Raw genomic sequence first — 24,279 nt, forward strand, 5'->3', positions numbered from 1 at the left:
GCTCAGCAGCCGTCTCGAGCACCGCTGTCCGCGGCGTGCTGAGTAGCGGCGTGGGGTTCGAAGTCGCGAGGATCGAGGTAGTGGAATCGGCTAAGCAGGTTCGACCACTGGTGTCTGCGTACCGCCTCGATCATGGTGCCCACGTCGAACATTGCATCCACGCACACCATGCAGGCGGTGCGCAACACCGCTATGGCGTCGGCACGCTGCTGTACGTGCTGGTATGCCCGGCGACCGTAAGGGTCCGAGCCTCGGGTGGTGGCTCGGTGCCTGCGTGCGGTGCGCACGGCGACAATTGTGGCGGCGAAGGCTGGTCCGAAAAGGGCCGCTGGCCGCCAACGCAACGATCCGGTAAGCCCGAGGGCCGTGACTACGGCTGCGATGACAGCGACGTTGGCGTGTGGTGCGCGCTGCTGGGGATGCTGATTGCATAGCCAGACATCGGCGCGGCCGTAGGTGAACAGCGTGTGCGCCACCTGGCGCAGCCGGACGATGTTCTCGCGGGTGTGCTCAGCTACGGCCTGCGGAGCGGTGTGCATCTGGTAGCCGGCGGCGCGCAGTCGGAACCCCAGGTCGACGTCCTCGCCGCCGACTGGGGTGTAGGTGTCGGTGCGGAATCCGCCCAGCCGGTGGAAGACTTCCGTGCGCACCGAGAGGTTGGAGGTCGTGGCCCAACCCAGTCGGTGGTAGGTCCGTGGCCAGGTGTAGCACTGGTTGTACTCGAATGAGCCGTCCAGGATGCGCCACACCGGCGTCATCTCGCCGTACATGTCCGTGGGTCCGGCGATTGCGGCGACGACCGGCGGGCTGTCGCGGTGGGCTTCGTAGTGCCGACGCAGTAGTTCCGGGGTGGCGCGGCAGTCGGAGTCGATGAACAGCACGATCGGGTACCGGGCTGCTGCAGCGCCGATGTTGCGTTTGGCGCCGGCGGCCTGCGGTCCACGTAGGTAATCCAGTTTGTCGCGACGGCAGCGGTCGCGAAGTTGCCGGGACTGTTCTTGGGGAGCGCTGTCGACCACGACGACTTGACAGCCGACGCCTGCGGCAGCGCCTGCCTTATGCAATGAGTTGAGCAACCGGTCGACCAGGTATTGGCGACCGGTGTGTGTCGGCACGACAACGGTCACGCCGTCGGGATCCTGCGCCGGTGACGGTTCAGGCACGGGTTTCTCCTCCTGTCCGGCGCTCACCGGTAGCGGTACGACCGTCGCGCTAGCTGTGCAGGGGAGGGCTTCCCCCCGCGGCGCCGTGTCGAACCGGTGCTCTAGCGTCGCCATGGTTGCATTGGTTACAGACAGCAGTCAATATGTGACTGGGCGCAGCGATTGCGACCACGGTGGGGATCTTGACCTGGCGATCTTTGGAAGGGGCGTCTCGTGCCCGACGGCGACACTGATGACGGTGGGTCACCATCCCGGACCTCGCCATCGGCTGTTCTGATCGACAGCGGCAGATGGTTCACCGACCAGATCTTGCCATTCGGCGAACCCGGGTGCCGGTTCGTGGTCGCTCTGGGACTGTGGCAGGAATTCTCCGACGCGTTGTCGTCGCTGGCTCCAGATCGGCTGTTCGCCGTCATTGATCGCAACGCCCCGGACGTCGGAGTGAAGCTGGCGCTGTCCGCGCTGGCAGCGGTGGCCCCGGTCACCGCGGTGCGGATCGAGCCGGCCGAGCAGAGCAAAACCCTGGCCACGGTTGACGCCCTCGCCCGACAGGCGGTCGACGCGCGGGCTACCAGGCGCAGTTGCGTCGTGGCGATCGGCGGCGGCCTGGTAGGCAATCTCGCGGGCCTGCTCGCCGCGCTGCTGTACCGGGGTATCCGGCTAGTGCACCTGCCGACCACGCTGCTGGCCGCCTCGGACGCCACCCTGTCACAGAAACAGGCGGTTAACCTGGGCGCGGCCAAGAACACCATCGGTGCCTACCACCCGCCGGCTTTGGTATGGGCCGACGTGGGTTTCCTGCAAGATCTGCCTGTCGTGCAGGTGCGCTCGGCGTTGTGCGAAGCCGCGAAGAATGTGCTGGCTCTCGACCCGAGACAGCTTCCCGCCCTGCGCATGATCGCCGGCGCCGCCGGCCGTCACACCGCCGCGCAACTGGCCCAACTGATCGACATCTGCGTGCAAATCAAGACGTCGGTGCTGATCGGTGATCCACGCGAGTCCCGGCGCGCGCTCGCTCTGGAGTACGGGCACACCGTCGGACACGCCGTGGAGATGGTGGCATGCGGCCGGGTACCGCATGGCTATGCCGTCGCCCTGGGGATGCTGACGGCAGCGGAGGTGGCCGCACGATGCGGCATACTGGCCGCCGCCAGCGTCGCTGCCCACACCGACCTGCTGGCCTCGATTGGTGTCCCGCTGCGCGCGCCGCGGGAGTTGCGCACCGATCAAATCGTGCGTCTGGTGCGCCGTGACAACAAGCGCGGTCTGATCCCTGTCGCCGAGAACACCTGCGCGATGGTGCTACTGAGTGCCCTGGGTTCACCTGCTACCACCGGTGACATCCCTTTGGTAGCCGTGCACGAACGGCTACTGCACGATGCCCTGTCCGCAACTGTGGTGAACCACTCATGATCCTCGGCATTAACTACAACGGCATGCACGACAGCTCGGTGTGTCTGCTCGACGACGACGGCACCGTCGTCCTCGCCGTCGACGAGGAGCGGCTGAGTCGCGTCCGGCAGGACGGCCGGTTCCCTTACCAGGCACTCTCACTGGTGGACCTCACGAAGGTCGATGCCATCGGGGTACCGTACCTGTGGCAACCGCCACCGCTGGCGAGCAGCGACGACGTGTTCAAGGAACTGCTGCTGTCCGGGTCTCGCGCGACGCCGGACCCGTACCCGGCCGGCTGGCACGAAAGACTGGCCGCGCTCGGTCCACCGCTGCGCTTCTACGACCATCACGACATGCACGCATACACGGCCCTAGCCAGCTCAGGGCTGCCCGAAGCACTCGTTCTGACCAGCGACTACGGGGCTTACGCCTGTGCGGTGACCACTTCGGTCTTCCACGTGCGCCAAGGGTCTATCGAACGGCTCGCTGCGGCAGCCTACGGAGAGCTGGAGCCGTTGGCGGCGATGTACACCGACATTACGGTGCTGCTCGGTTTCACACCGTGCAGACACGAGGGCAAAATCACCGGGCTGGCGGCACACGGAAAGCCGTCGGACGCCTGTCGCCGGGATGTGTGGCGGGTGCATGCTGACATCCGCGCCGACCAGCATCGCCTATACGACTGGGTCGCGTTCCTCGACGACGACGTTCCGCCGTTCTACGAGCCCAACCACCACCTGGTCGCCGCCTACCGCGGCCAGCTGCCGTATAGCGACGCTGACATTGCGCGCGCGGCGCAGGATCTGTTGGAAGAAAAGGTCGCCGCGATCATTGACTGGATGGCGGACCGCTTCGGCGTGGAACTACCGCTGTTGCTGTCCGGTGGCCTCTTCGCCAACGTGAAGGCCAACCTGCTCGCCGCCCGATCACGGTTTCCGGCGGTCTTCGTATGCCCAGCGATGGGTGACGATGGCCTGTCGCTGGGGGCCGCCGCCGCCGTGCACCACGAACGTGCCGGTACCCGACTCAAGGCTGCTGCCGGCACGGCGCCGTTGAAGATTGGGCCACCGTTGTCGATGACGCTGGGCCCACCGGCGACCACGGACGCGGCGCAGGACCTGACCCGGTTCGGGCTCACCTTCGACCGTCCCGGTACCAGCGAACTCATCGAGCGGGTCGCCACAACGCTGGCCGCAGGCGGCACGGTGGCGATGGTCCGCGGTCGCCAGGAGTTCGGCCCTCGCGCTCTCGGCCACCGGTCGATTCTCGCGGACGGCAGCGACCGGGCGATCCTCGACACGCTCAACGCCCGGTTGCGCCGCACTGAATTCATGCCGTTCGCCCCGGTGCTGCGCGACGAGCGGCTGCACGACGTGTTTGACCTCGACGACGTGAACGCTGACGTAAGCGGCTGCCTGCCGTTCATGACGATGTGCCTGCCGGTGCGACCGCCAGCCGCAGCGTCCATCCCCGCTGTCGTTCATGTCGATGGCACCGCACGACCGCAAGTGCTCGCCGCAGCCGAGGACCCGCTGCTCTACCGGATCCTGCAGTCCTACGAGGGCCGCACCGGACGTCCCGCCCTGATCAATACCAGTTTCAACGTGCACGACGAGCCTCTGGTCGGCAGCACCGCCGACGCGGTGGCGGCGTTCTTCACCGCACGGCTGGACCTACTTGTGATCGAGGACTGCTTGGTCGAAGCAGACGCCAACCAGCAGGCCGCGGCGCTTGTGCATGCCGCCGCCCGCGACGGCAACCGAGTCGCGCGGGCACAGCGGGCCGCGCTCAACGCCAGTTTCAGCAGGCAGATGTTGGACGGTCCTGGACGATTCAGCCTCAACTCCTAGCAAGCGCGCGGGACGCAGCGGGACCAGACCCCGCAGACTGGAAGGGAACCCACCATGGCTCGCACTGATGACAGTCTGCTGGACGTGACGGCACAGCCGTTCGAGCTCACCGAGCGGCGCATAGACAATCAGCAATTGAATTTGCGGGAGCATGCAGCCGGAGAGACACGCCTGATTAGCCGTCCGCTCGCCGTCTTCATCGAGCTCACGCAGAACTGCAACCTGCACTGCCCGATGTGCCGTTCCGCCGGCGAGTACGACTCGTCTCGGGACCTGGCCTGGGAGCTATTTGACCGGGCTGCCGCCGAGCTGTTCCCCACCGCACACATCGTCGATCTTCGCGGCTGGGGCGAGAGCACCGTTCTGGCGGACTTCGCTCGCGCTGTAGCCCGCGCCGCCGAACACCGCGTGCAACTGCGGCTTGTCACGAACGGCCAAATCAATCGGCCCGCCATCTGGGACTTCATGATGCGTGCGCATGCCATCGTGGCGGTCAGCTGCGATGCTGCCGATCCGCAACTGTTCGCCAGCCTACGTGCTGGCGGAACGATCGAGAGGTTGCGTGCCACCGTTGCTGCTTTGGTCGATGCCCGGGACCGCTACGGCGCTCCGCGCGACGCCGTGCACTTCAACACGGTCGCCAGTCTGGAAAACCTGCACGATTTGCCGGGCATCGTGGAACTCGCGTCAGATCTGGGTGTGGGCAGGGTCGTAGTGCACCCGATTGTCACTCACCTGAGCGATCCGGTGCATCTGCGCCACGATCTGCGTCGCACCGAAACCGCCTACGAGGACATGGCGCGTCGGGCGCGCGACCTGGGTGTAATCGTGCAGGTAGGGAGCGCCCCGGACACCGCGCTGGCGATCCCTGAGCTTGTGCGTCGGCCGGCGTGCATGCATCCGTGGAGTTACGCGTACGTCAGCTACGACGGCGGCGTCGGCTTCTGCGATCACATGATCGGCACTGAGCGCTATACCCTGGGCAGCCTACGTGACAGCTCGTTTGAACAAATTTGGAACGGCCCGGACTGGGTGGCAGTACGCGAACAGCACCTGAGCGGGCGTATCTCCGACAGGTTCGCGCCGTGCCGATATTCCTACGCGCACCGGTACATCGACTTCGAGCATCTCCTCGACCCGGATCGGGCCGCGGGCCTCCTCACCTCGGCGGCCGGAACACCGCTGACCCGGCGCAGCGGCCCGGAGAACGTGTCGGTTCCGTGGACTCCCGAGATGGCCGGGATCGACAGCCGCCGCCCGCCCGGCGGCACACTGGTGCCGCTGGACTATCCGGCGGTGCGCGACGTTCTACGCCGGGAACCAAGGCCCGCTCCCGGACAGCAGGCGTGATCCGCTCCAAGGGATTAGCGCAGTCGTTCGGTCAGATTTAGAAGAGGCCTACGCAACAACGAGCAGATTCGCGGAGGCTGCGCTATTTGTGACTGAATTTCGTCGGTCCGTGCCGCAGGCTGGTGTAGTCCCCTCGGTCGGCGCCCACCGCTTTGGACCAAAGTGCGGCGGCCGAGAGCGACAGGCCAGGCTGGCCGGCGAGCAGGGCTGGCGGGAGCTGCGCAGCGAGTGCGTTTAGTGGCGTCATCGATCTACTTACTGCGGCCGTTGACGACCTCGAAAGGCACGTCGTCTTCCATCCAGGCGTTGCAGCGTCGAGTCATACCGTCGTCGCCGTCACCGGGGTCGACTCTGCTGCGGTTCCTGTCGCCCTCGGCCGCTACCTGGTGGGCGCGTTGTCCGGCGCGGTCCAACTGGACGCCCAGCTATCGCAGGACATGCTGGCGGAGGGCGTCGACCAGCGCGAGGAGATCCGCCGAACGGTGGGGCCACTGATCGGTAGCCACAACTCCTTCACTACCAAGGCGGAACGCCTGTTCCGCGATACCCGCCGCAACGCATGGATGGGCGAAGGAGTGGGACACGCGCTCCTAACTCTCAACGCCCGGCGCGAGACCTCGTGCGTAGACGGCCGAGTGTGCACGCTAAGCGAGATTCACGAGACTCCGAACCGGCAGGGTTTGGACTCAGTAAGCACTTACGTGCAGTCTGGCGTGCTCGGCGTAGCAATCGGCGAAAGCAAGTCAACGTTGTCGAAGCCCTCCTGTACCTCGCAGATATCGAACTCGGCGCGCCATCGGCGCTACGCGATCACTTGCAACATGGCGTAGCCGTACACACCAGCGCGCTACTACGGGAAGAGCAACGAGCCAGCGAAATCGCCTTCGAGCTCGGCAACGCCACCGCCATGTACGCCACCGGAACCATGGCACAGGGCCTCAACCTGCCAGCCACCGCCGTCGTCATCGGCGGAACCGAAATCGGCTATGACACCACCAGCAGCCTTCAGCAACGCCGTGACCAGACCCGAGCACAGTTGCTCAACGCGATCGGACGAGCCGGACGCGCTCACATCGCGCCCCGCTCGATGGCCGTCGTCGTACCCAACAAAGCCCTCGTCCTGAGCTCCGCCGCTGACGCCCACAAAGCAGTCCAACGAGCGGAATTCCTCCAAGACGAAGACGCTTCCTCTGAACTGACCAGCGCTCTGGACGGCCTCATCGCCGACGTCATCTCTGGCGAGCTCGCCGTCGATACCCTGACTGCCGCCGAACATACCGCCTTCAGCTTCCTCACCTTCGAAGACAGCGACGAAGATGAGACCCGCCAAGTTGTGGCCAAGACCTGGGCCGTGCACCGAGCTCACGCCGAACCTCTCGTCTCCGAGATCACCCGCGGCCTCGCGACTGCCGGCAATGCGTTCCTCCAAGCCGCCGACGCACCATCATGGGTTGCCCTAGCAGCCCATCAATCCGGCATCGCACTGCCTGAAACCGCTTCGCTCTATCACGGACTGCGTGCCCAGCTCACCGCTGCCCCTGGGCCGGACACCATCCCCGACTGGGCCGACGTGATGCTCGACCTCCTCAGCCAACTTTCCGGACCACAACTCCGGCGGCTTCTACCCAACGCTCCGTACGGCACCAGCCGGCTCGCGAACATCTACTCCGACGACAACACCGTCCGCACCCGTTCCTGGGCCGCCTACCGAACCGCATTACGGGCTCGGCTCGTCGGCGACCCGATCATCTCGATCGCCGACCACATCCACGCAAAATCCGTCGCCGCCAGCGCCAAGCGCGGCCCACAAGACCCAATACCACGAACCATCGCGATCACCAGCGACGCCTTCCGATTCGGGTTAACCCTAGTCGCCGGTGTACTCGCCGCCATCACCACGCTGGGCCGCGAACATGACTCCAATGGCCCGAGGCACCTTCCAGATGATGCGTTCAGAACCCTGACGCTGCTTCCACTTGCAGTGCGTTCAGGCGCCAGCACACCGGAGGTCTTGGGCTGGATCCGCGCCGGAGTACACTCCCGCGTCGCTGCTCATCAATTAAACCAAGTGCTCCCCGCGTCGCCCGGTCAGTCAGACGAAGACCTCCGCCGGTGGGCGTACGGCCGGCTCAACGAATTGATCGACGGCGCAATGCCAGGCTTAACCACCGCGGAGGAAGAACGAATGGTCGAGGCATTGCGTCTCGTCCGCGGAGCTCGATGACTCGTCGCCGAGCCGAAATTATATGGAACAGCGGATCATTGGGGACAATCGGTTTTCGTTTGAGTCTCGCCGATCGAACGAGATCTTCCCCAGCGTTGGGTCGTCTACTAAATCGCGTTCATCAGCCGAGAAAATAGCTGCCGAGGGATGGATCCATGGCGACAGCGAGGCGCTGTCTAACCAGGACCTTTTATTTACTTGCCCGCTGTCAACCTCGCGACGTTCTAAGTTCGACCGTTGGATTTGCGGAAATGAGGAGCGAAAGGCCGCGCCTGCCTTCGACGACTTGCGAAGGAAGCGAGAGACGCGAGGATCGGGGGAAGGGACTAGAATCTAGCCAACGTGAGGCTTCCAAAGTGGAAGCGGCTCTCGTCGGCAGGGGAGGGCCGTGGTCCTCATCGGGTGTCAAGTGCTCGATCCTGCAAAGCTACCTGCACCTTGCGCCGAGCGGCAGGCCTCTGCCATATCCGTTTCCGGCATTTGCCGTTCATGAGCACCGTAATACGGATACTTTGAGCCTTGCGGAATGGCGACGGACCAAATAACACCTGCCGCACTTGATTGGTCGTGGTCACACGCCTGGTCACAGCGTTGATCAACTTCCCCTGGACTGGACGAAATCGGGCGGCACGGCGGTGCCGTTCTGTCCGTTCTCGTGTACATCTAGACATAGGCTGGCAGTGCTTAACCGAATTGTAATGCGACTGGCAGTGTGGGGGTCAGCGGTCTCTGCTGGGCGCCTCTCGACGATAGTAAGCGGCGAAGCGGAGTTTGTGCGCAGTTATTGCTTACTCATTGTGTCGGACGCGCCGTCGCATTCCAAACACTTGACAGAATAGGTTCAGGTTAGGTTCCTAGGATGCCTTTGGCGATGCGGCCCAGCCTGGTACGAGCAAGCTTTGAGGGGCCGAACCTGCGTAGCTCATTTGCCAATGAACGACCGATCACCTACAGATTGGCTACGGCGGCGGGTCGACCACCACGACGATTCGCTGGCCCGACATGCATGGGCGCGGTCGTCGTCGGCATTATGACCGCGCAACGGCTTGACCGGCCCTCCTCGAGCTGACCTGAGAACAAATCAGCCGTGATGCGATCACTTGACGGCTATCGGGTTGACTGGAGAGCCGACGGCGCCGGTGATCGGCAGGGGAGCGGCGTTCAGCCAGAACTCGTACACGCCGTCGGCGCGGCAGTCCTCGGCGAGAGCGTCGAGGTCCCACATCTCGCCGAGGAACAGGCCGATGTGTGGGATGGCGACCTGGTGCAGCGGCTGGAACGCGTCGTCGAACTCGTTAGGGCGAACTTCGAATCCCCAGGTGTCGGTGGCGATCGCGGCTATCTCGGTGTCGTGCAGCCACTCCGCTGTGGTGAACGACAGGCCCGGTGCCGGTCCGCCGGCGTAGTCACCCCAGCCGTCGCGGCGGGCGCGGGCGAGCTGGCCGGTGCGGACCAGCACGATGTCGCCGGTTGCGACTTTCGAGGTCGGCCCTTGCTCGTCGATGGTGGCGCGTAAATGTTCGGCGGTGATGGGGAATCCGTCGGGTAGTTCTCCGTCGGTGCCGATCGTGCGCCCCACGTCGAGAAGGACACCGCGCCCGGCGATGACGTCCGCCACCGTTTCGATGCCGGTGACCGCGTCGCCCAGGCTGGTGACGACCTCCCCGGCCGGCCGGCCGTTCCAGGCGATCCCGTGGTCGAAGATGTGACCGAGCCCGTCCCATTGCGTCGAGCACTGCAGGGGCATGGCGATGATGTCGTCGGCGCCGCCGAGGCCGTGCGGGAAACCTTGAATGCCGGCGGCGGCGTCAGTGCCGGTGTCAAGCATGGTGTGCACGGGGTTGGTCCGGCGGCGCCAGCCTTTCTGCGGGCCGTCCATGTCGAACGACTGGGCCAGCGAGAACGACACCCCGCGACGGACCAGCGCCGAGCCTTGCTTGCGCTTGGCGGGGGTCAGGAAATTCATCGTGCCGCGTACGTCGTCAGCGCCCCACCGTCCCCAGTTGGAGCAGCGTTTGGCGGCCGCGGCGATGGCGCCGGCCGGGTCGGTGCGGTCGAGGCTCACGGCAGCTCCCGGAAGGTGCCGGCGATCCAGTCGGCGATGAAGACGCTGACGTACGGCAGGTGGTCCAGGCCGATGTGTTCCGCGCCGCCCTCGTCGGCGGTGAACACCCGCAACTCCCGTTTGGGGCTGTTGACCGCCTGTTCGTAGGAGCGGTGCGCGTACGTCACGGGGATCTGCCGGTCGTTGGCGCCGTGAGCGATCAGGAACGGCACGGTGATCTGCTCCACGACGCCGTCGAGGTTGACCGCCTCGGCCTTCTTGATGAAGGTGTCGAGGTCGGTCTCGCCCCACACCCACAGCACGTGGTCCCAGTAGTGCGGGACCGGGTTCTCGCCCTCGCGGTCCAGGCGGCGTTTCTGTACGGCACCCCAGTCGTGGTTGGCGCCCCACGCGACGCACAGGGCGAGCCGCTTCTCGAACGCGGCGGCCCGCGGCGCGTAGTAGCCACCCAGCGACCAGCCGACCAGGCCGATCCGGGCCGGGTTCACGTCACCGCGTTCCAGCAGGTAGTCGACGCAGGCCGCGGCCCAGTCCTCGGTCTCGACCCGCGCGGTCAGCCCGCCGAAGCGCAACGCTTCGCCACTGCCCGGGCAGTCCACCATGAGTGTGGAGATGCCCCGGGCGGCCAGTTCCTGGCTGAAGCCGGCGGCGTACATGTGTTCCTTGGTGGAGTCCAGGCCGTTCCACATGATCATGCAGGGGGCGCCGGGGCCTGCGTCGGTGAAGTAGGCAGGCAGCGTCGTCGTCTCGAAGGGCACCCGCACCCGGCTGGTCGCCGGGTCGATCAGGTCGAAGGCCTTCTGCATGAGGTCCAGGCAGCGCTGATAGACGGCGGCGCGGTCGGGGGAGTGGGCGCTCTGCATCCGTTCGGCCTGGCTCAGGTAGTTCGCCGCCCGCAAATACTTTTGCCCGGCCGTACGCGTGTGCCCGGCCGTCTCGTCGGCCGCGGCCTGCCCGGCGAGTTGCTCGGCGACCGCGGCCCAGGAGGCCATGAGCTCGCGGGTGCCGACGTCGGAGCCTTGGGCGGCCAGTTCCCGGATCGGGCGGCAGGCCCGATCCACCTCATCGATGAGCCCGCCGCTGTTGAGGGTGGCGACCACGCTGAGGTTCCACACGTAGTTGCCCGGGAAGTACTCGAACATTCGTTACTGCCTTTCCGATGTTTCACAGAGGATCGGAGGGATGTGGCGTCGCCGCCGCACTGCGGGCCGCGGCCGGGTCCCGCCGCCGGACCGCTGTGAGTGAAGGCTGTGACGGGCCGGAGACGACCCGGTTGGTGAGGCTGCCGATGCCCTGCACCGTCAAGGTGACCACGTCGCCGTCACGCAGCGGTGGCGGTTCCTGGCGGCCGGTGCGGCCCCACAGCTCCGCGAGGCAGCCGCCGTTTCCCACCGTGCCGGAGCCGAGGACGTCGCCTGCGACCAGTCGGCTGTCGCGGCCGGCGTAGGCGAGCAGGGTCGGGAAGCTCCAGCCCATGTTGGACAGCAGATCCCGGCCGACCTCGGCGCCGTTGACGGCGGCGCTGCACCACAGGTCCAGGAAGCCGTCGCGGTCGGCGTAGGGCTCCAGTTCGTCGGCGGTCACGATCCACGGGCCGAGGCTGCCGGCGAAGTCCTTGCCCTTGGCCGGTCCTAGGTGCACCTGCATTTCGCGGCTCTGCAGGTCGCGGGCGGACCAGTCGTTGAAGATCGTGTAGCCGAAGATCGAGCCAGCCGGCCCGACGACGGCAGCGACCTCGAGTTCGAAGTCACGGGCCGTGGACGCGGCGGGGAACGGCACGTCGTCGTCCGGTCCGTAGATCGTGTGCGGATTGCTGAAGTAGAAGGTGGGCGCGTCGTACCAGGCGTCCGGAACCCCGGCCACGCCGTCGACGCTGCGCCGCACCCCGCTCACGTGCTCCTCGAAGGCCACGAAGTCGCGCAGTGAGGCTGGGCTCAGCGGTGCCCGCAGACGCACCTGTGTCAGCGGGACAGCGTCGCCGAGCGGGGGAGCGTCGGGCCAAGCGGCGATGATCGTACGGGCGTCGAGGTTGGCGGCATAGGGGCGGACGACGTCGCCGTCGACAACCCCGCAGTGCTGTTCACCGGCGTACGTGAAGGTGGCCAGGCGCATCAGAGCGGCGGGGCGACGAAGATGCCGCGGTCGGGATCGTTGAACGATTGCTTGGCCACGAACTCGGTCATCGGGTTCGCCGTGCCCCACTGGTCGCTGACCATCGGGTCGGTGAAGTCGTAGAGGTGTGGATGCCAGGTGTCCTCGTCCAGCTGCTCCAGCTCGGTGGTGTACTCGACGGTGTTGCCGTGCGGGTCGAGGAAGTAGCTGAAGGTGTTGTTGCCGGCCATGTGCCGGCCGGGGCCCCACACCTTCTCCACGCCGGCGCGCAGCAGCCGGCCGGTGCCGCGCATGTACTCGTCGATACCGCGCATCTCGAACGAGGCGTGGTGCAGCGCGACGTGCGGGCCGCGGGCGATCGCGAGGCTGTGGTGGTAGGTGTTGGTGCGCAGGAACCACATCATCTGGCCCATGTGCGGGTGCATGAGGGTGTCGGACAGCGCGAAGCCCAGATGCCGCTGGTAGAACGCCACGGTCGCCTCGGGGTTCGGCGAGTTGATGACCACGTGCGACAGCTTGACCGGGACTGACTCGCCGGCCTCCACCTTGCGGTGGGCGCGCACGGCGACGTCACAGGACACTTCGACCGTACGGCCGTCGTTGTCGAAGAACCGGAAACCGTAGCCGCCGCCCGGGGTGTGCAGCGTGCCGGGTTCGCTGACCAGTCGCACACCGTCGCGGCCGAGACGCTCGGCGAGCGTGTCCACGTCCCCCGGGCCGGCCGCGCCGAAGGCGATCAGGTCAAGGCGCTTCTCGTCAGCTTGGCGCAGGCGGACCGAGTACTGCTCGGGTGAGCCGGCCGCGGCCAGGAAGGCCAGGCCGTCGTCGGTGGTCTCGGGCGTGAGACCCCACAGGGTGGTGTAGAAGTCCAGCTGTTTGTCGTAGTCGGGCACGGCCAGGTCGACGTGCCGCAGGTGGGTGATCAGTCGTTCGTCCATGACGCTCCTCAGGCGGGGTCGGCCAGCAGGTGGGAGATGCGGCCCATCAGGCCGGGGACGTCGCCGCGTTCGCCGGCCAGCAGCCAGTCGCACAGTTGCAGCGAGCCTTCGACCACCGTGCGGGCCCGGTGATGACGGCGGTCCGTGAAGGAGCGCCACAGCGCCTCGTCGAGGGTGCCGGCGGCCAGCAGCAGCTCGGCGAGGACGTCGGCGTCCTCGAGCGCCTGCGCGGCGCCCTGCGCGAGGGTGGGCGGGCAGGCGTGGGCGGCGTCGCCGATCAGCACGACCCGGCCCCGGTGCCAGGGCGCGTCCAGCAGGTGGCTCTCGAAGTGGGTGTAGTTGATCCGGGTGGGGTCGGTCAGCGTGGCGCGGATGTCGTCCCACGGCCCGTGGTAGGCGCCGGCGAGCTCACGCATCACGTCCAGTGACTGCTCAGGGGTCAGCGCGCCGCGGTCCTGCGCGTCCTCGACGATGTAGGCGTAGAGGGAGTCGTCGCCGGTCGGGCAGTAGCCGGCGATGTAGCTCGGTCCGCCGTAGTACAGATCGGTACGTACGACCGACTCCGGCCGGGTGGTGAAGACCCGCCAGATGCCCATCCCGACGCTCCGGGTCGCCAGCTCGATGCCGAGGCCGCGGCGGGTCGCCGAACGGATGCCGTCGGCGCCCACGACCAGGTCGTAGCGGCCGGTCGAGCCGTCGGCGAAGGTGACGTCCACGCCGGCGTCGTCCTGCTCCAACGACCGGAAGCCGGTGTCGAAGCGGACCTTGGCGCCGGCCTCGGCCGCGCGGGTGAGCAAGGTCCGGGCCAGATCCGGCCGGTACATGCCGAGGGTGGCGGGCAGCTCGGGGCCGCCGGTGCGCAGATCGTCCAGTTCGGCGATCAGCGTCCCGTGCGGGTCCGGCGCGCGCAGGCCCAGCGTGCTGAAGGCGTACCCCTGCTCGGAGATCTGTTCCCAGACGCCGAGCCGGCGCAGGATCCGCAGGGCGTTGCCCTGCAGGGTGATCCCGGAACCGAACGCGCCCGCGTCGGGTTTGGCGTCGATGAGATCGACCGAGACGCCACCGGAAGCGAGGAGAATGGCTGTCGCGGCGCCGGCCGCGCCTGCCCCGACCACGAGGACGTTACGAACTGCGGGCACTCGGGTTACTCCTCTGTTGCTTGAGGTGTGAGTGCCACCACTCTCGCCGCGGCCGCGCCAGGTCCGGAAGCCCGATCCGGTGATAGCCGGTATAGGCGCGGCGGATCCCCCGAGGCCGTCGGCCGTTGGCCTCAGCCTTGAACCTGCACGGCCGCCTCGGCGAAGCACCGGCGCAACCAGCGGTGCCCCGGGTCGGATTCGTTCATCGGGTGCCACCAGATGGCCTCGATCAAGGGCGTGGCGTCGAACGGGCAGGCCACCATGCGGACCGGGTGGCCGGCGGCCATCGCGCGGCCGAGCTGGCGCTGGACGAGCGCAACCCGGTCGGTGCCGGCGATCAGCGCCGGCAGGGCGGCATAGCTCTCCACCACCATGCGAATGTTCAGTTCGACACCGTGCGTGCGCAATTCACGCGCGGCGATGCTGACCGCGGTGCCGTTGTGGTACGTCATGATCCATGGCATCCGGCTCAGGTGCTCCATGGTCAGCGAACGCGCCGGGGACTCCTCGGCGACCAGCAGGACCCATTCGTCCTCGTACAGGTCGTGGTACGGCAAATCGGTGACGACGCCGTGGGGCAGAACGAGCAGGTCGGTGGTGCGCAGGACGTCAGCCGCCTGGTCGACGTTGTCGCGGCTGGTGGGACGCACCTGCAGCCGTACCCGCGGGGCCTGGCGGTCGACGATCGCGGCGACCACGGGACCGAGCACCGTCAGCGCGTAGTCGCTCATGATCACGCTGAACGTGCGCTCCGAGAGAGCCGGATCAAAGGCGGGTTGGTCGGCGAAGACCCTGTCGGTCGCGGCGATGGCGGCGCCGGTGCGCTCGATCAGCCGGGCGGCCAGCGGAGTGAGCTGATAACCATGGCCAGCCCGGATAAGCAGCTCGTCGCCGAAGTGCCGGCGCAGCTTGGCCAGCGCGGCGCTGGTGGCCGGCTGGCTGAGGCCCAGGCGCTCGGCGGCGCGGGTGACGCTGCACTCGTTGAGCAGCGCGTCGAGGGCGATCAGCAGGTTCAGGTCGACGTGGCGGGTCATCGCTCGGTGAGCTCCATCCATGCAACGGATACCGGTTATCAGCACGTTCGGCTTGCCGGATTCTGCGCCGTCATCAAAGCTGGGTCAATCCACCACCCCTCTTTCTTCGACGGAATGCTCAGCAACGCCATGAGCACTCTTTGCGTTGCCGCGATAACGCCATTCCGGCGTTGCTTGGGCAGAAGGTTAAAACGGCTTTAGGGAATTATCGGAGTCGATTGAAATGGCGCCGATCCAACGGACACGCCCGCCTCTGGGACCCACGACAGGACCGGGGGCGGGCGGTTCAACCGTTGTGTGCCGGCCTGTTTCAGGCGCGGGAACGACCGAGTATTCGGGCGGTGCTCGACTCGCGGACGACGAGTTCGGGCGTGAAAACGATGTCCTTGTGCTCGACCGCCGGGTCGCTCATTTCCTGGATCAGTTGTTTGACCGCGGTCCGGCCGATGTCAACGGCGGCTTGGTGAACGCTGGTGAGCTCGACCGCGCAGGCGGCGCTGGCCAGGTCGGTGTCGTCGAAGCCGACGACGGCCAGGTCTTCGGGGATACGCAGGCCGTTGCGGGTCACCTCTTGAACGAGGCCGACGGCGATGAGGTCATTGGCGCAGAAGATGGCGGTGGGGCGCTCGGCGGCCGGGATGGCGACCAGGCGTGCGCCAGCGGCGAGGCCGTCGGCGAACTCGGCGTTGGCGGTTTCCAGCCAGGTGAGCTGGGCCTGAGCGGCGGCGGCCGTACGTGCAGCGCCCTGATAGCGCTCGTCGTGACGCCAGCCGGCGTACGCCAATCGGCGGTGTCCGAGCCCGATGAGGTGCTCCGCGGCCAGGACGCCCCCGTAGTCGTCGTCGCTGCGGACCGCGCTACGGCGGCGGCTGGAGACCTCGCGGGCCAGGATGACCACCGGCGTGCCGCGCTGCTCGAGCTCGGCCAGCAAGGGGTCCTCGACGTCGTGCGGGGTGATGATCAGGCCGTCGAGGCGTCGCTCGGTGAGCCGGCGTAACAGCCTCTGTTCGCGGTCGTACTCGCCCAGGCCCGTGTCGAACAGGGCGACGTCCGCACCCACGTCCGCGGCGGCTTCCTCCGCGCCGGTGGCCACGTCGGTGAAGAACGGGTTGCCGACGTCGAGCACCACCAGTCCGATCGAGCGGCTGCGCCCCACCCGCAGCGCCCGCGCGGAGGCGTTGGGGATGTAGCCGACGGCCTCCATCGCCTGGTGTACCCGCTCGCGGGTCTCGTCGGTGACCAGGTGCGGGCGGTTGAGGGTGTTGCTGACCGTGCCGTCCGAGACACCGGCCACCCGGGCCACGTCCCGGATCGTCGCGCGCATGTCGTCCACCTGTCGCCACCGGCCTGCTCCCGTGCGCCGATCGTACGGGAGCAGGCCATCGATCAGAACCTGTAGGGAAGCGGCTCGGGTGCGACCGGGTCGTCCTCGGCCGCCCGGAAGGGCCGCGAGAAGCTGTGTCGCCCGGAGCCGACGGTGACGAGGTCGGCGCCGGGCAGGTCCACCCGCGCCTCGCACCCGGGCGGGACCGTCACGTCGACGTGCAGGACGGCGCCGTCCCGGCGCCAGGCAACCGAGGCCGGCCCGTACGGCGTGAGATGCCGAGCGGACGCGTGTGTGAGCCCGCCGCCGGGTTGCGGCCGGACCGACATCGTGCGGTAGCCGGGCGCCGCCGGTGCGAGGCCGGCGACGACGCGGTGCAGCCAGTCGGCGACCGCGCCCAGCGCGTAGTGGTTGAACGAGGTCATGTCGCCCGGGTTGATACTGCCGTCGGGCAGCATGCTGTCCCAGCGTTCCCAGATGGTCGTCGCTCCCATCGTCACCGGGTACAGCCAGGACGGGCAGCCTTTCTCCAGCAGGATCCGGTACGCCTCGTCGAGGTGGCCGGACGAGCTGAGCGCGTCGAGGATCAGCGGGGTGCCCGCGAAGCCCGTACCGATGCGATAGGCGTTGTCCCGCGCGAGTTGCGCGAGCCGGTTCCCGGCGTGCCGGCGCTGCTCGTCACCGTCGACAAGTTCGAAGCAGATCGCGAGCGCGTACGCGGTCTGGGTGTCGGAGACGCATCGCCCGGCCGAGGTGAGGAACTCGCGGCGGAAGCCCGCGGTGACCTGGTCGGCCAGGTGCTCGTAGGCGCTGGCGTCGTCCGGCTTGCCGATCAGCCGGGCCTGCCGGGACAGCAGCCGGGCCGAGTGCGCCAGATATGCGGTGGCCACCAGGTAGGCGTCGGTGCGAGCCTGCCCCGGGCGGTCCGGTGGCGCGGCCGGGTCGAGCCAGTCGCCCAGTTGCGGACCGTCGGAGATGACGTCGTGCTCGTCGAGCAGCCGCCGGCAGCCCTCCACCCACGCTCGGGCGGTCTCGTATCCGGTTACCGACGGGCCCGCGTCGCCGGCCCGATCCAGCAGCACGGCGGGCGCCACCGTGGTGACGTCGCCCCAGACCGCGCAGTGGAACTGGGGAAACGAAGTCTCGATGTGCGGGACATAGAGCGGGACGAGCCCGTCCGGCCCGGTCTCGGCGTCGACGTCGGCCAGCCAGTCGGCGATGCTGCCCGCGGAGTCGTACAGGAACGCCGCGGTGGGGGCGAATACTTGCAGGTCGCCGGTCCAGCCGAGGCGTTCGTCGCGTTGCGGGCAGTCGGTGGGCACGGAGACGAAGTTGCCGCGCATGCTCCAGCGGACATTCTCGTGCAGGCGGTTGACCAGTGGGTCGGAGCAGTCGAACTCGCCGGCCGGGGTCATGTCGTCGTGGCAGACCACGGCCACGACGTCGCCGGGGTTGATCTCGCCCGGCCAGCCGGTGATCTCGGCGTACCGGAAGCCGTGGTAGGTGAAGCGAGGTTCCCAGACCTCAATGCCGCTGCCGTTGAGGACGTAAACGTCGTGGGCGTCGGCGGTGCGCAGCGGGCGCAGGCTCAGACGCCCGTTCTCGAGGACCTCGGCGTGCCGCATCCCGATGGTCGTGCCGGCCGGCCCGGACACGCGGATCCGCAGGCGGCCGGGAAGGTTCTGCCCGAAGTCGAGCAGGTGAGTCTCGGCGTCGACGCGGGTGACGGAGACCGGCGCGACGTCCTGGATGCGGCGAACCGGCGGCCCGATCGGCGCGACCAGGGCGCCGACTTCGGGATCCACCTGCTCCACCGGAGTCCAGTCCGTCGGCTGGAGCCGGGCGTCGTGGTGCTCGCCGTCGTAGATGCTCGCCCGGGTGATCGGGCCGTTCGCGGCGCTCCACGACTCGTCGGTCACCACCAGTTCAGTGGTGCCGTCGGCGTACGTGAGCTCCAGTTGGGCCAGCAGGGCCGTGCGGTTGCCGTAGCGGCCGGCGACGCGGTTCCAGCCGAGGCTGCCGCGCCACCAGCCGTCGGCGAGCCAGCCGCCGAGGGCGTTGAGGCCGGAGGAGAGCAAACCGGTCACGTCGTACGTCTGATAGCGCAACCGATGGTGATAGCTGGTCCAGCCCGGCGCCAGAACGTCGCTGCCGACGCGTTCGCCGTTGAGCTCGAGCTCGTAAACGCCGCAGGCGGTGGCGTAGATCCGGGCCCGGACCAGGCCATCGCGGACGGCGAAGTCGCGGCGCAGCAGGACCGCGGCCGTCTGCTCGCGCGCGCTGATGAAGGACGCCTTCCAATCCTGGTGCTCGAGCAGGCCCGCCTCGGCCGTGGTGACTTCACTCCACGGCGAGGGCGTCTCGTCGCCGGCCGGCCAGACCCGGACCCGGACGCCGACCCGATCGCGGGATCGCAGGACCGGGCCGGGCCACGGCATGAGAACGCTGTCGGGCGAGGCGATCCGGCCGCTGGTCCACAGGTGCGCGCCGTCGGTGGTGACGGCTTCGATTTCGTACGCCTGTTGGCGCCATCCGGTCGCAGCGGTCTCGACCCGCCAGGACAGCCGCGGTGCGGACTCGCCGATGCCCAGCGGCTCGGTGTGGTGCTCGATGCGGGGCGCGAGGACCCGTACGCCGGACTGGTGTTGCTCTGTCACGTCTAGCCTTTCACCGCGCCGGCCGACAGACCGCGCATGACCCGCTGGTTGAGGAACAGGTAGATCGCCAGGATCAGCAGCACGTTGATACAGATGGCGGCGAACGTCGGCCCGTACTCGACCGTGCCGAACTGCCCGGTGAAGTTGAGCAAGCCGACCTGCACGGTGCGCTGGGCATCGTCGGTGGTGAAGGTCAGTGCGATGAGCAGGTCGTTCCAGAGGAAGAAGAACTGCACCAGCGCGATGGTCAGCACCGAGTTGCGCATCATCGGGAACGCGACCGATACGAACGACCGGATCACGCTCGCGCCGTCGATCGTCGCGGCCTCGAAGACCTCGCGCGGGACGGCTCGGAAGTAGGTGGCCATCATGAAGACGGTCAACGGCAGACCGGTCGCCGTGTACGTGATGATCAGGGGCCACAGGGTGCCGGTCAGATGCAGCTTGAAGTAGACCGTGAACAGCGGCAGCAGGATCATCTGGCCCGGGATCATGATGCCGGCCAGGAACAGCAGCAGCGTGGTGCGGCGGCCGCGCCAGACCAGGATTTCCAGGGCGAACCCGGCCGCGGTGCCGAACGCGACGATCAGTGCGAGCGCCGGCAGCACGGTGAGCAGGGAGTTGCGCAGGTAAAGCGCGACCGAGGACCACGCCTGCGAGTAGTTGTCGAAGTTGGTGAAGCTGTCCGGCAGGGCCGTGGTCGAGGAGTTCAGGAATTCGCTCTGGGTCTTGAAGGAACCCAGCAGCAGCCAGATGAGCGGGTAGACGACCAGGATCAGCAGGACCGCGACGGCGGCGTAGCCGGGCAGGCGGCGCAGGAAGCGGGAGGCCTTGCGCGCACCACGACTGCGGGAGGTGCGGGGCGCGCCGATGCGGTTGGCGCGTTGTTCGGTGATGAGTGCCATGTCTACCCCTGCGCCAGGTCGCGGCGGGTCGCGCGGAAGATGAAGACGGTGACCAGCAGGCACAGCACGGTCAGCGTGAGCGCGATCGTGGACCCGTACCCGTAATCGCCGAAGGCGAATGAGGTCTGGAACATGTACAGCGTCAGCGGCGAGGTCGAGCTGCCGGGCCCGCCGCCGGTCAAGGCGTAGATCGAGTCGAACGCCTTGAGCGTGCCGTTGATGCTGAAGACCAGCGACGAGACCAGCACGGGCATCGACAGCGGGATGATGATGCTGCGGATCAGCCGCCACGTGGTCGCGCCGTCGATGGCGGCGGCTTCCATCAGCTCGTCGGGGATGTCGAGCAGGCCGGCGTAGAGCAGGATCGCGTAGAAGCCCATCGAGCGCCAGATGTCCATGAGCGCGATGACCAGGAACGCCTTGCCGGGGGTGCTGAAGAAGTCGACGGCGGAGAAGCCGAGGGCTTGCAGGAGCGCGTTGACCGGGCCGGTCTGCGGTGCCACCTCGAAGAACTTCTGGAACAGCAGCGCCACGGCGACGGTCGGCAGAACGACCGGGAAGAACACGAGGGTGCGGATCAGCCCGCCGGCGCGGCGCAGGAAGAACACGTACAGCAGCGAGAGCAGGTAGCCGACCAGCACCTGGCCGACGGTGATGACCAAGGCGTACTTGATGGTGAACCACAGCGCGCCGGGTAGGGCCGGGTCGTTGAAGAGCTTGCTGAAGTTGTCCAGCCCGGTGAAGGTGAATCCGGAGATGACGCTGCCGGTGAAGAAGGTGTACCCGAGCGACCACAGCATCGGGACCAGCATCACCAGGGAGTAGACCAGCAGGGCCGGTCCGAGCAGGATGGCGACCGACTTCCGGTCACCCAGAACGCTGTGCATGAATGTCCTTCTTTCGATGGCGCGCGGTGGCCGCCCGGAGGAGCGGCCACCGCCGAGCCCACTCAGCCGAGGTTGGTGCTGACGGTCTGCATGAACTTCTCGCCGGACAGCTGGCCGCCGCCGAGCAGTCCGCCGTTGTTCTGGCTCACCGTGGTGGCCTTGGCCGAGAAATAGCCCTCGAACCACAGGACGCTCGTCTTGATGTTGCCGATCTCGGTCTGGATCTGCTGGGTCAGCGCCGGGACCTTGACGCTCGCGTCGGTCTTGAAGCCGGTGATCTGGCTGGAGTCGCGCAGCGCCACGGTGCCGTAGTTGGCGATGATGCACTTGACCCAGGCCTGGGTGTTCTTGTCGTTGTCGTACGCCTTCTTGGAGACCGCGACCGCCGTGCCGACGTTGGCCGGGACCTGGTCGGCGGCGCCGGCGCCGCCGGCGACGGTCGGGAAGTTCATGAAGCCGATGTTGTCGGCGCCGATCGTGGCCTGCTTCGGGTCGTTGAAGACCGACAGCGCCCACGAGCCCATGTAGATGAACGCGGCCTTGCCGGTGGCGAAGGTGTTCAGCGCCGTGGCGTAGTCGATGGAGGTCGGCGACTTGCCGAAGTAGCCGGCCTTACCGAGGTCGGCGATCGCCTGCGCGGCCGCGACGTACTGCGGGTCGGTCAGCTTGGCCTGGCCGTCCTTGACCTTCTGCAGCGCGTCGGGGCCCTGCTGGCGCAGGATGTAGTTGCCGACCCAGCGGGTGATGCCCCAGCCGTCGCCGCCCTTGCCGGCGTTCGAGACGGGCTGAATGTTGGCCGCCTTGAGCTTGGCGAAGGCCGCGACCAGTTCTTCCCAGGTCTTCGGGACGGCGATCCCGTTGTCCTGCAGGATTTTCTTGTTGTACCAGATGCCCTCGATGTTGAGCTCGGTCGGCAGCACGAGCTGCTTGCCGTCGTAGAGCTTCTCGATGGTCGACGTTGCGGCAGGCAGGATGTCGCCGGAGACGCCGGCCGACTGCGCGGCCGCGCCGGCGTCGAGGACCGAGCCGTTGTCGTACAGCTGCTTGGTCAGCGCGGGCGCGTTGGCCGCGATGAAGCTCTGCGGCAGGGCGCCCTGCCCGGCGAGCAACTGCAGTTGCTGGTCGAGGCTGCCCTGGGCCTGCTTCTTGATCTCCAGCGGCTGGGCCTTGTTCTCGGTGGCGCACGTCGACGTGCTCAAGGTCGTGAGCGTGGTCGGGATCGTGGTGTTCTCGTTGATCGACAGGAACGAGAAGCTCTTGGCTGAGGAACCGCCGCCGCTGTCGCTGTCGCCGCCACCGCAGGCGGACAGGGATAGGACGAGGGCGACGGCGCCGGCCGTCACCGCGTACGTGGGTCGTGCAAGCCGTCGGAAGGTGTGCGCCACGGGGAGTCTCCTTGGTGACCGCCGATTGAAACGTCTAAGAGGCGTTGAAGCGTCTAAAGAGTGAGCCCGGCTACAACCTCCGTCAAGAAGATCACGCTGATAACCGGTATTTGATCTCTCGGAAACAAGAGCCTGACCTGCGGAAACTGTCATTGTAACGGTTCAATAACCCGGCGCGGCGGGGTGGAGAAGATCCACTGGCCGGACCATGACGTACGCTCGGCGCCGTGGCGAGGATCGAGGACGTCGCCCGTCAGGCGGGCGTGTCGGTCGGCACGGTCAGCAACGTGCTCAACCGCCCCGACGTGGTGGCGCCGGCCACGCGCGAGCGGGTCACCGCGGCCATCGCCAGCCTCGGTTACGTTCTCCACGAACCCGCGCGGGCGCTCAAAGCCGGCCGCAGCCGTACGGTCGGGTTGATCGTCCCGGACATCGCGAACCCGTTCTTCGCCGATGTCGCCCGCGGCGCTGAGCGGGTGGCCGATCGCCACGACGTGATCGTGACCCTGTACAACAGCGCCGAATCCGCCGACCGGGAACTGCGCCACTTCGGCCGCCTGGAAGAGCAGCGCGCTCAAGGTGTGCTGGTCACGCCGGTCGGCGGAGCCGTCAAGATGCTCGAGGCCGTCCGCCGCCGAGGCACCCCGGTCGTTCTGATCGACCGGGGCTCGAAACAGGCGGCCGTGTGCTCAGTCGCGGTCGACAATCAAGCCGGCGGGCGGCTCGCCGCCGCGCATCTGCTGGCGCTGGGCCATCGCCGGCTCGCCTTCGCCGGCGGGCCGCTGGCCCTCGGACAGGTGGCCGACCGCCTGGCCGGCGCACGCCGTGAAGCCGACGCCGCCGGTGCGACTCTCGAAGTGCTGGAGACGTCGCGGCTCGACGTCGCGGCCGGCCGGACCGTCGGCGCCGCGCTGGCTGCGCGGTCATCCGCCAAGCGGCCCACCGCAGTGTTCTGTGGCAATGATCTGGTCGCGCTCGGCGTTCTTCAGGCAGTGACCCGTGACGGGCTGCGCCTTCCCGACGATCTGGCCGTAGTGGGCTATGACGACATCGCGTACGCGGCCGCCGCGGCCGTGCCGCTCACCTCCATCCGCCAGCCCCGGCAGCGCCTGGGTCAGGTCGCCGCCGACCTGCTCTTCGACGAGATCGACCGGGGCGCCGACCATAGCCACCAGCAGATCGTCTTCGACCCTGAGCTGATCGTCCGGCAGTCCACCACGGGCTGACCGCAGCGTCCCGTGGCGCGCCTCATAATGGGCACGCCGGTTGACCGGCAACTTCTGCGGGTAGCGTGAGCTGGTGTTCTCCTCACCGCAGGCGTCCGGCGGGGGGCTCGCGTACGCGGAACGCCGCCGGTACAACGGTGATCAGTCCGCACATGCTCACCGCCTCGTCGAGATCGCCGTCGCGATCGGTGGCGAAGGAATGCACCGATCGCTGGCCGGCCTGCGGCAGGTGTCAGCCGGAGATGTGACTCTGGCGTGGCCCGGCGTGCGACAGGAATACCAGCAGTGCGAGGACCTCGAGATCTACCACGGCTACTTCCCCGTGGATCTGCTCAACCGCGAGTTGTTCTGGGTGCGCCATGACGCCCTGCTGGGTGGCCTTCTCTGGACAGCGCCGGCCTCGATGCGGCAACGCGACTTCGTGTCCGCACGCCTTGGCGGCCCCGCGCTTCAGGAATGCGTGACCCATCTCGACGGCGTCGCCGACCTGCGGCGCGAAGTGCCCGCCACACACCGGGCGGCCTCGGCCGGTCGGCTTCTGCTTCTCCTGGGAAACGTCGCCCGGGCCAACTCTGGTTCCAGCGCCGACCGTTCTCGGGCTCATTGACGGGCCACAGCGTGTCAG

General features: G+C 67.5%; 18 protein-coding genes. 6 read left to right on the top strand and 12 right to left on the bottom strand.

Annotation, left to right across the window (positions count from 1 at the left end; all coding sequences use genetic code 11):
• Window positions 1–2: 2 nt before the first annotated feature.
• Window positions 3–1,163: a glycosyltransferase family 2 protein gene (locus ACGFJ7_RS35700; protein WP_392646349.1), complete on the bottom strand. Its 1,161-nt coding sequence runs from the start codon at window positions 1,161–1,163 to the stop codon at window positions 3–5.
• A gap of 213 nt (window positions 1,164–1,376) precedes the next feature.
• Here ACGFJ7_RS35700 and ACGFJ7_RS35705 point away from each other — a divergent pair, with 213 nt between their 5' ends.
• The 4 genes from ACGFJ7_RS35705 (at window position 1,377) to ACGFJ7_RS35720 (ending at window position 7,982) form a co-directional block, all read left to right on the top strand.
• On the top strand, window positions 1,377–2,576 hold the full coding sequence (locus tag ACGFJ7_RS35705; protein ID WP_392646351.1) for a hypothetical protein: 1,200 nt from the start codon (window positions 1,377–1,379) through the stop codon (window positions 2,574–2,576).
• Window positions 2,573–4,408, top strand: coding sequence for a carbamoyltransferase C-terminal domain-containing protein (locus tag ACGFJ7_RS35710; protein ID WP_392646352.1), 1,836 nt, complete (start codon window positions 2,573–2,575; stop codon window positions 4,406–4,408). Before ACGFJ7_RS35705 ends, ACGFJ7_RS35710 begins: the two co-directional genes overlap by 4 nt.
• A 54-nt stretch (window positions 4,409–4,462) precedes the next feature.
• Window positions 4,463–5,758 carry an SPASM domain-containing protein gene (locus ACGFJ7_RS35715; RefSeq protein ID WP_392646353.1) on the top strand — a complete coding sequence of 432 codons (1,296 nt, stop codon included), beginning with the start codon at window positions 4,463–4,465 and terminating at the stop codon, window positions 5,756–5,758.
• A 637-nt stretch (window positions 5,759–6,395) separates the two neighbouring features.
• Entirely contained in the window at window positions 6,396–7,982 is a 1,587-nt protein-coding gene (locus tag ACGFJ7_RS35720) for a hypothetical protein (RefSeq protein WP_392646355.1), read from the top strand.
• 1,096 nt (window positions 7,983–9,078) lie between these two features.
• Here the strand turns inward: ACGFJ7_RS35720 and ACGFJ7_RS35725 are convergent.
• From ACGFJ7_RS35725 to ACGFJ7_RS35775, 11 genes are all read right to left on the bottom strand, one after another.
• Entirely contained in the window at window positions 9,079–10,047 is a 969-nt protein-coding gene (locus ACGFJ7_RS35725) for a cyclase family protein (RefSeq protein ID WP_392646357.1), read from the bottom strand.
• Window positions 10,044–11,189: an alpha/beta fold hydrolase gene (locus ACGFJ7_RS35730; protein WP_360258331.1), complete on the bottom strand. Its 1,146-nt coding sequence runs from the start codon at window positions 11,187–11,189 to the stop codon at window positions 10,044–10,046. Before ACGFJ7_RS35730 ends, ACGFJ7_RS35725 begins: the two co-directional genes overlap by 4 nt.
• A gap of 22 nt (window positions 11,190–11,211) precedes the next feature.
• A complete protein-coding gene (locus tag ACGFJ7_RS35735) occupies window positions 11,212–12,159 on the bottom strand; it encodes a fumarylacetoacetate hydrolase family protein (protein ID WP_392646359.1) in 948 nt (315 codons plus the stop codon).
• On the bottom strand, window positions 12,159–13,097 hold the full coding sequence (locus ACGFJ7_RS35740; protein WP_360258327.1) for a VOC family protein: 939 nt from the start codon (window positions 13,095–13,097) through the stop codon (window positions 12,159–12,161). The genes ACGFJ7_RS35735 and ACGFJ7_RS35740 overlap by 1 nt, the downstream gene beginning before the upstream one ends.
• 8 nt (window positions 13,098–13,105) lie before the next feature.
• Entirely contained in the window at window positions 13,106–14,236 is a 1,131-nt protein-coding gene (locus ACGFJ7_RS35745) for an FAD-dependent monooxygenase (RefSeq protein WP_360258325.1), read from the bottom strand.
• A gap of 131 nt (window positions 14,237–14,367) precedes the next feature.
• Window positions 14,368–15,270 carry a LysR family transcriptional regulator gene (locus tag ACGFJ7_RS35750; protein ID WP_360258323.1) on the bottom strand — a complete coding sequence of 301 codons (903 nt, stop codon included), beginning with the start codon at window positions 15,268–15,270 and terminating at the stop codon, window positions 14,368–14,370.
• A gap of 310 nt (window positions 15,271–15,580) precedes the next feature.
• Window positions 15,581–16,594, bottom strand: a complete 1,014-nt coding sequence (locus ACGFJ7_RS35755) for a LacI family DNA-binding transcriptional regulator (RefSeq protein WP_360258321.1) — start codon at window positions 16,592–16,594, stop codon at window positions 15,581–15,583.
• A gap of 62 nt (window positions 16,595–16,656) precedes the next feature.
• The gene (locus ACGFJ7_RS35760; protein ID WP_392646361.1) at window positions 16,657–19,251 is read right to left on the bottom strand and encodes a glycoside hydrolase family 78 protein; all 2,595 of its coding nucleotides are present in this window, start codon (window positions 19,249–19,251) and stop codon (window positions 16,657–16,659) included.
• Window positions 19,252–19,253: 2 nt separating this feature from the next.
• A complete protein-coding gene (locus ACGFJ7_RS35765; RefSeq protein WP_360258317.1) occupies window positions 19,254–20,156 on the bottom strand; it encodes a carbohydrate ABC transporter permease in 903 nt (300 codons plus the stop codon).
• A 2-nt stretch (window positions 20,157–20,158) separates the two neighbouring features.
• On the bottom strand, window positions 20,159–21,043 hold the full coding sequence (locus ACGFJ7_RS35770) for a sugar ABC transporter permease (protein ID WP_360258315.1): 885 nt from the start codon (window positions 21,041–21,043) through the stop codon (window positions 20,159–20,161).
• 62 nt (window positions 21,044–21,105) lie between these two features.
• Window positions 21,106–22,428 carry an extracellular solute-binding protein gene (locus tag ACGFJ7_RS35775; RefSeq protein WP_360258313.1) on the bottom strand — a complete coding sequence of 441 codons (1,323 nt, stop codon included), beginning with the start codon at window positions 22,426–22,428 and terminating at the stop codon, window positions 21,106–21,108.
• A 227-nt stretch (window positions 22,429–22,655) separates the two neighbouring features.
• Here ACGFJ7_RS35775 and ACGFJ7_RS35780 point away from each other — a divergent pair, with 227 nt between their 5' ends.
• Both ACGFJ7_RS35780 and ACGFJ7_RS35785 read left to right on the top strand, forming a co-directional pair.
• Window positions 22,656–23,654: a LacI family DNA-binding transcriptional regulator gene (locus ACGFJ7_RS35780; protein WP_360258311.1), complete on the top strand. Its 999-nt coding sequence runs from the start codon at window positions 22,656–22,658 to the stop codon at window positions 23,652–23,654.
• A gap of 73 nt (window positions 23,655–23,727) precedes the next feature.
• Window positions 23,728–24,261 (top strand): hypothetical protein, encoded by a 534-nt coding sequence (locus ACGFJ7_RS35785; RefSeq protein ID WP_360258309.1) that lies wholly within the window; start codon window positions 23,728–23,730, stop codon window positions 24,259–24,261.
• The last annotated feature ends 18 nt before the right edge of the window (window positions 24,262–24,279 follow it).

This window comes from Actinoplanes sp. NPDC048988 (assembly GCF_043197815.1).
Classification (GTDB): Bacteria; Actinomycetota; Actinomycetes; order Mycobacteriales; family Micromonosporaceae; genus Actinoplanes.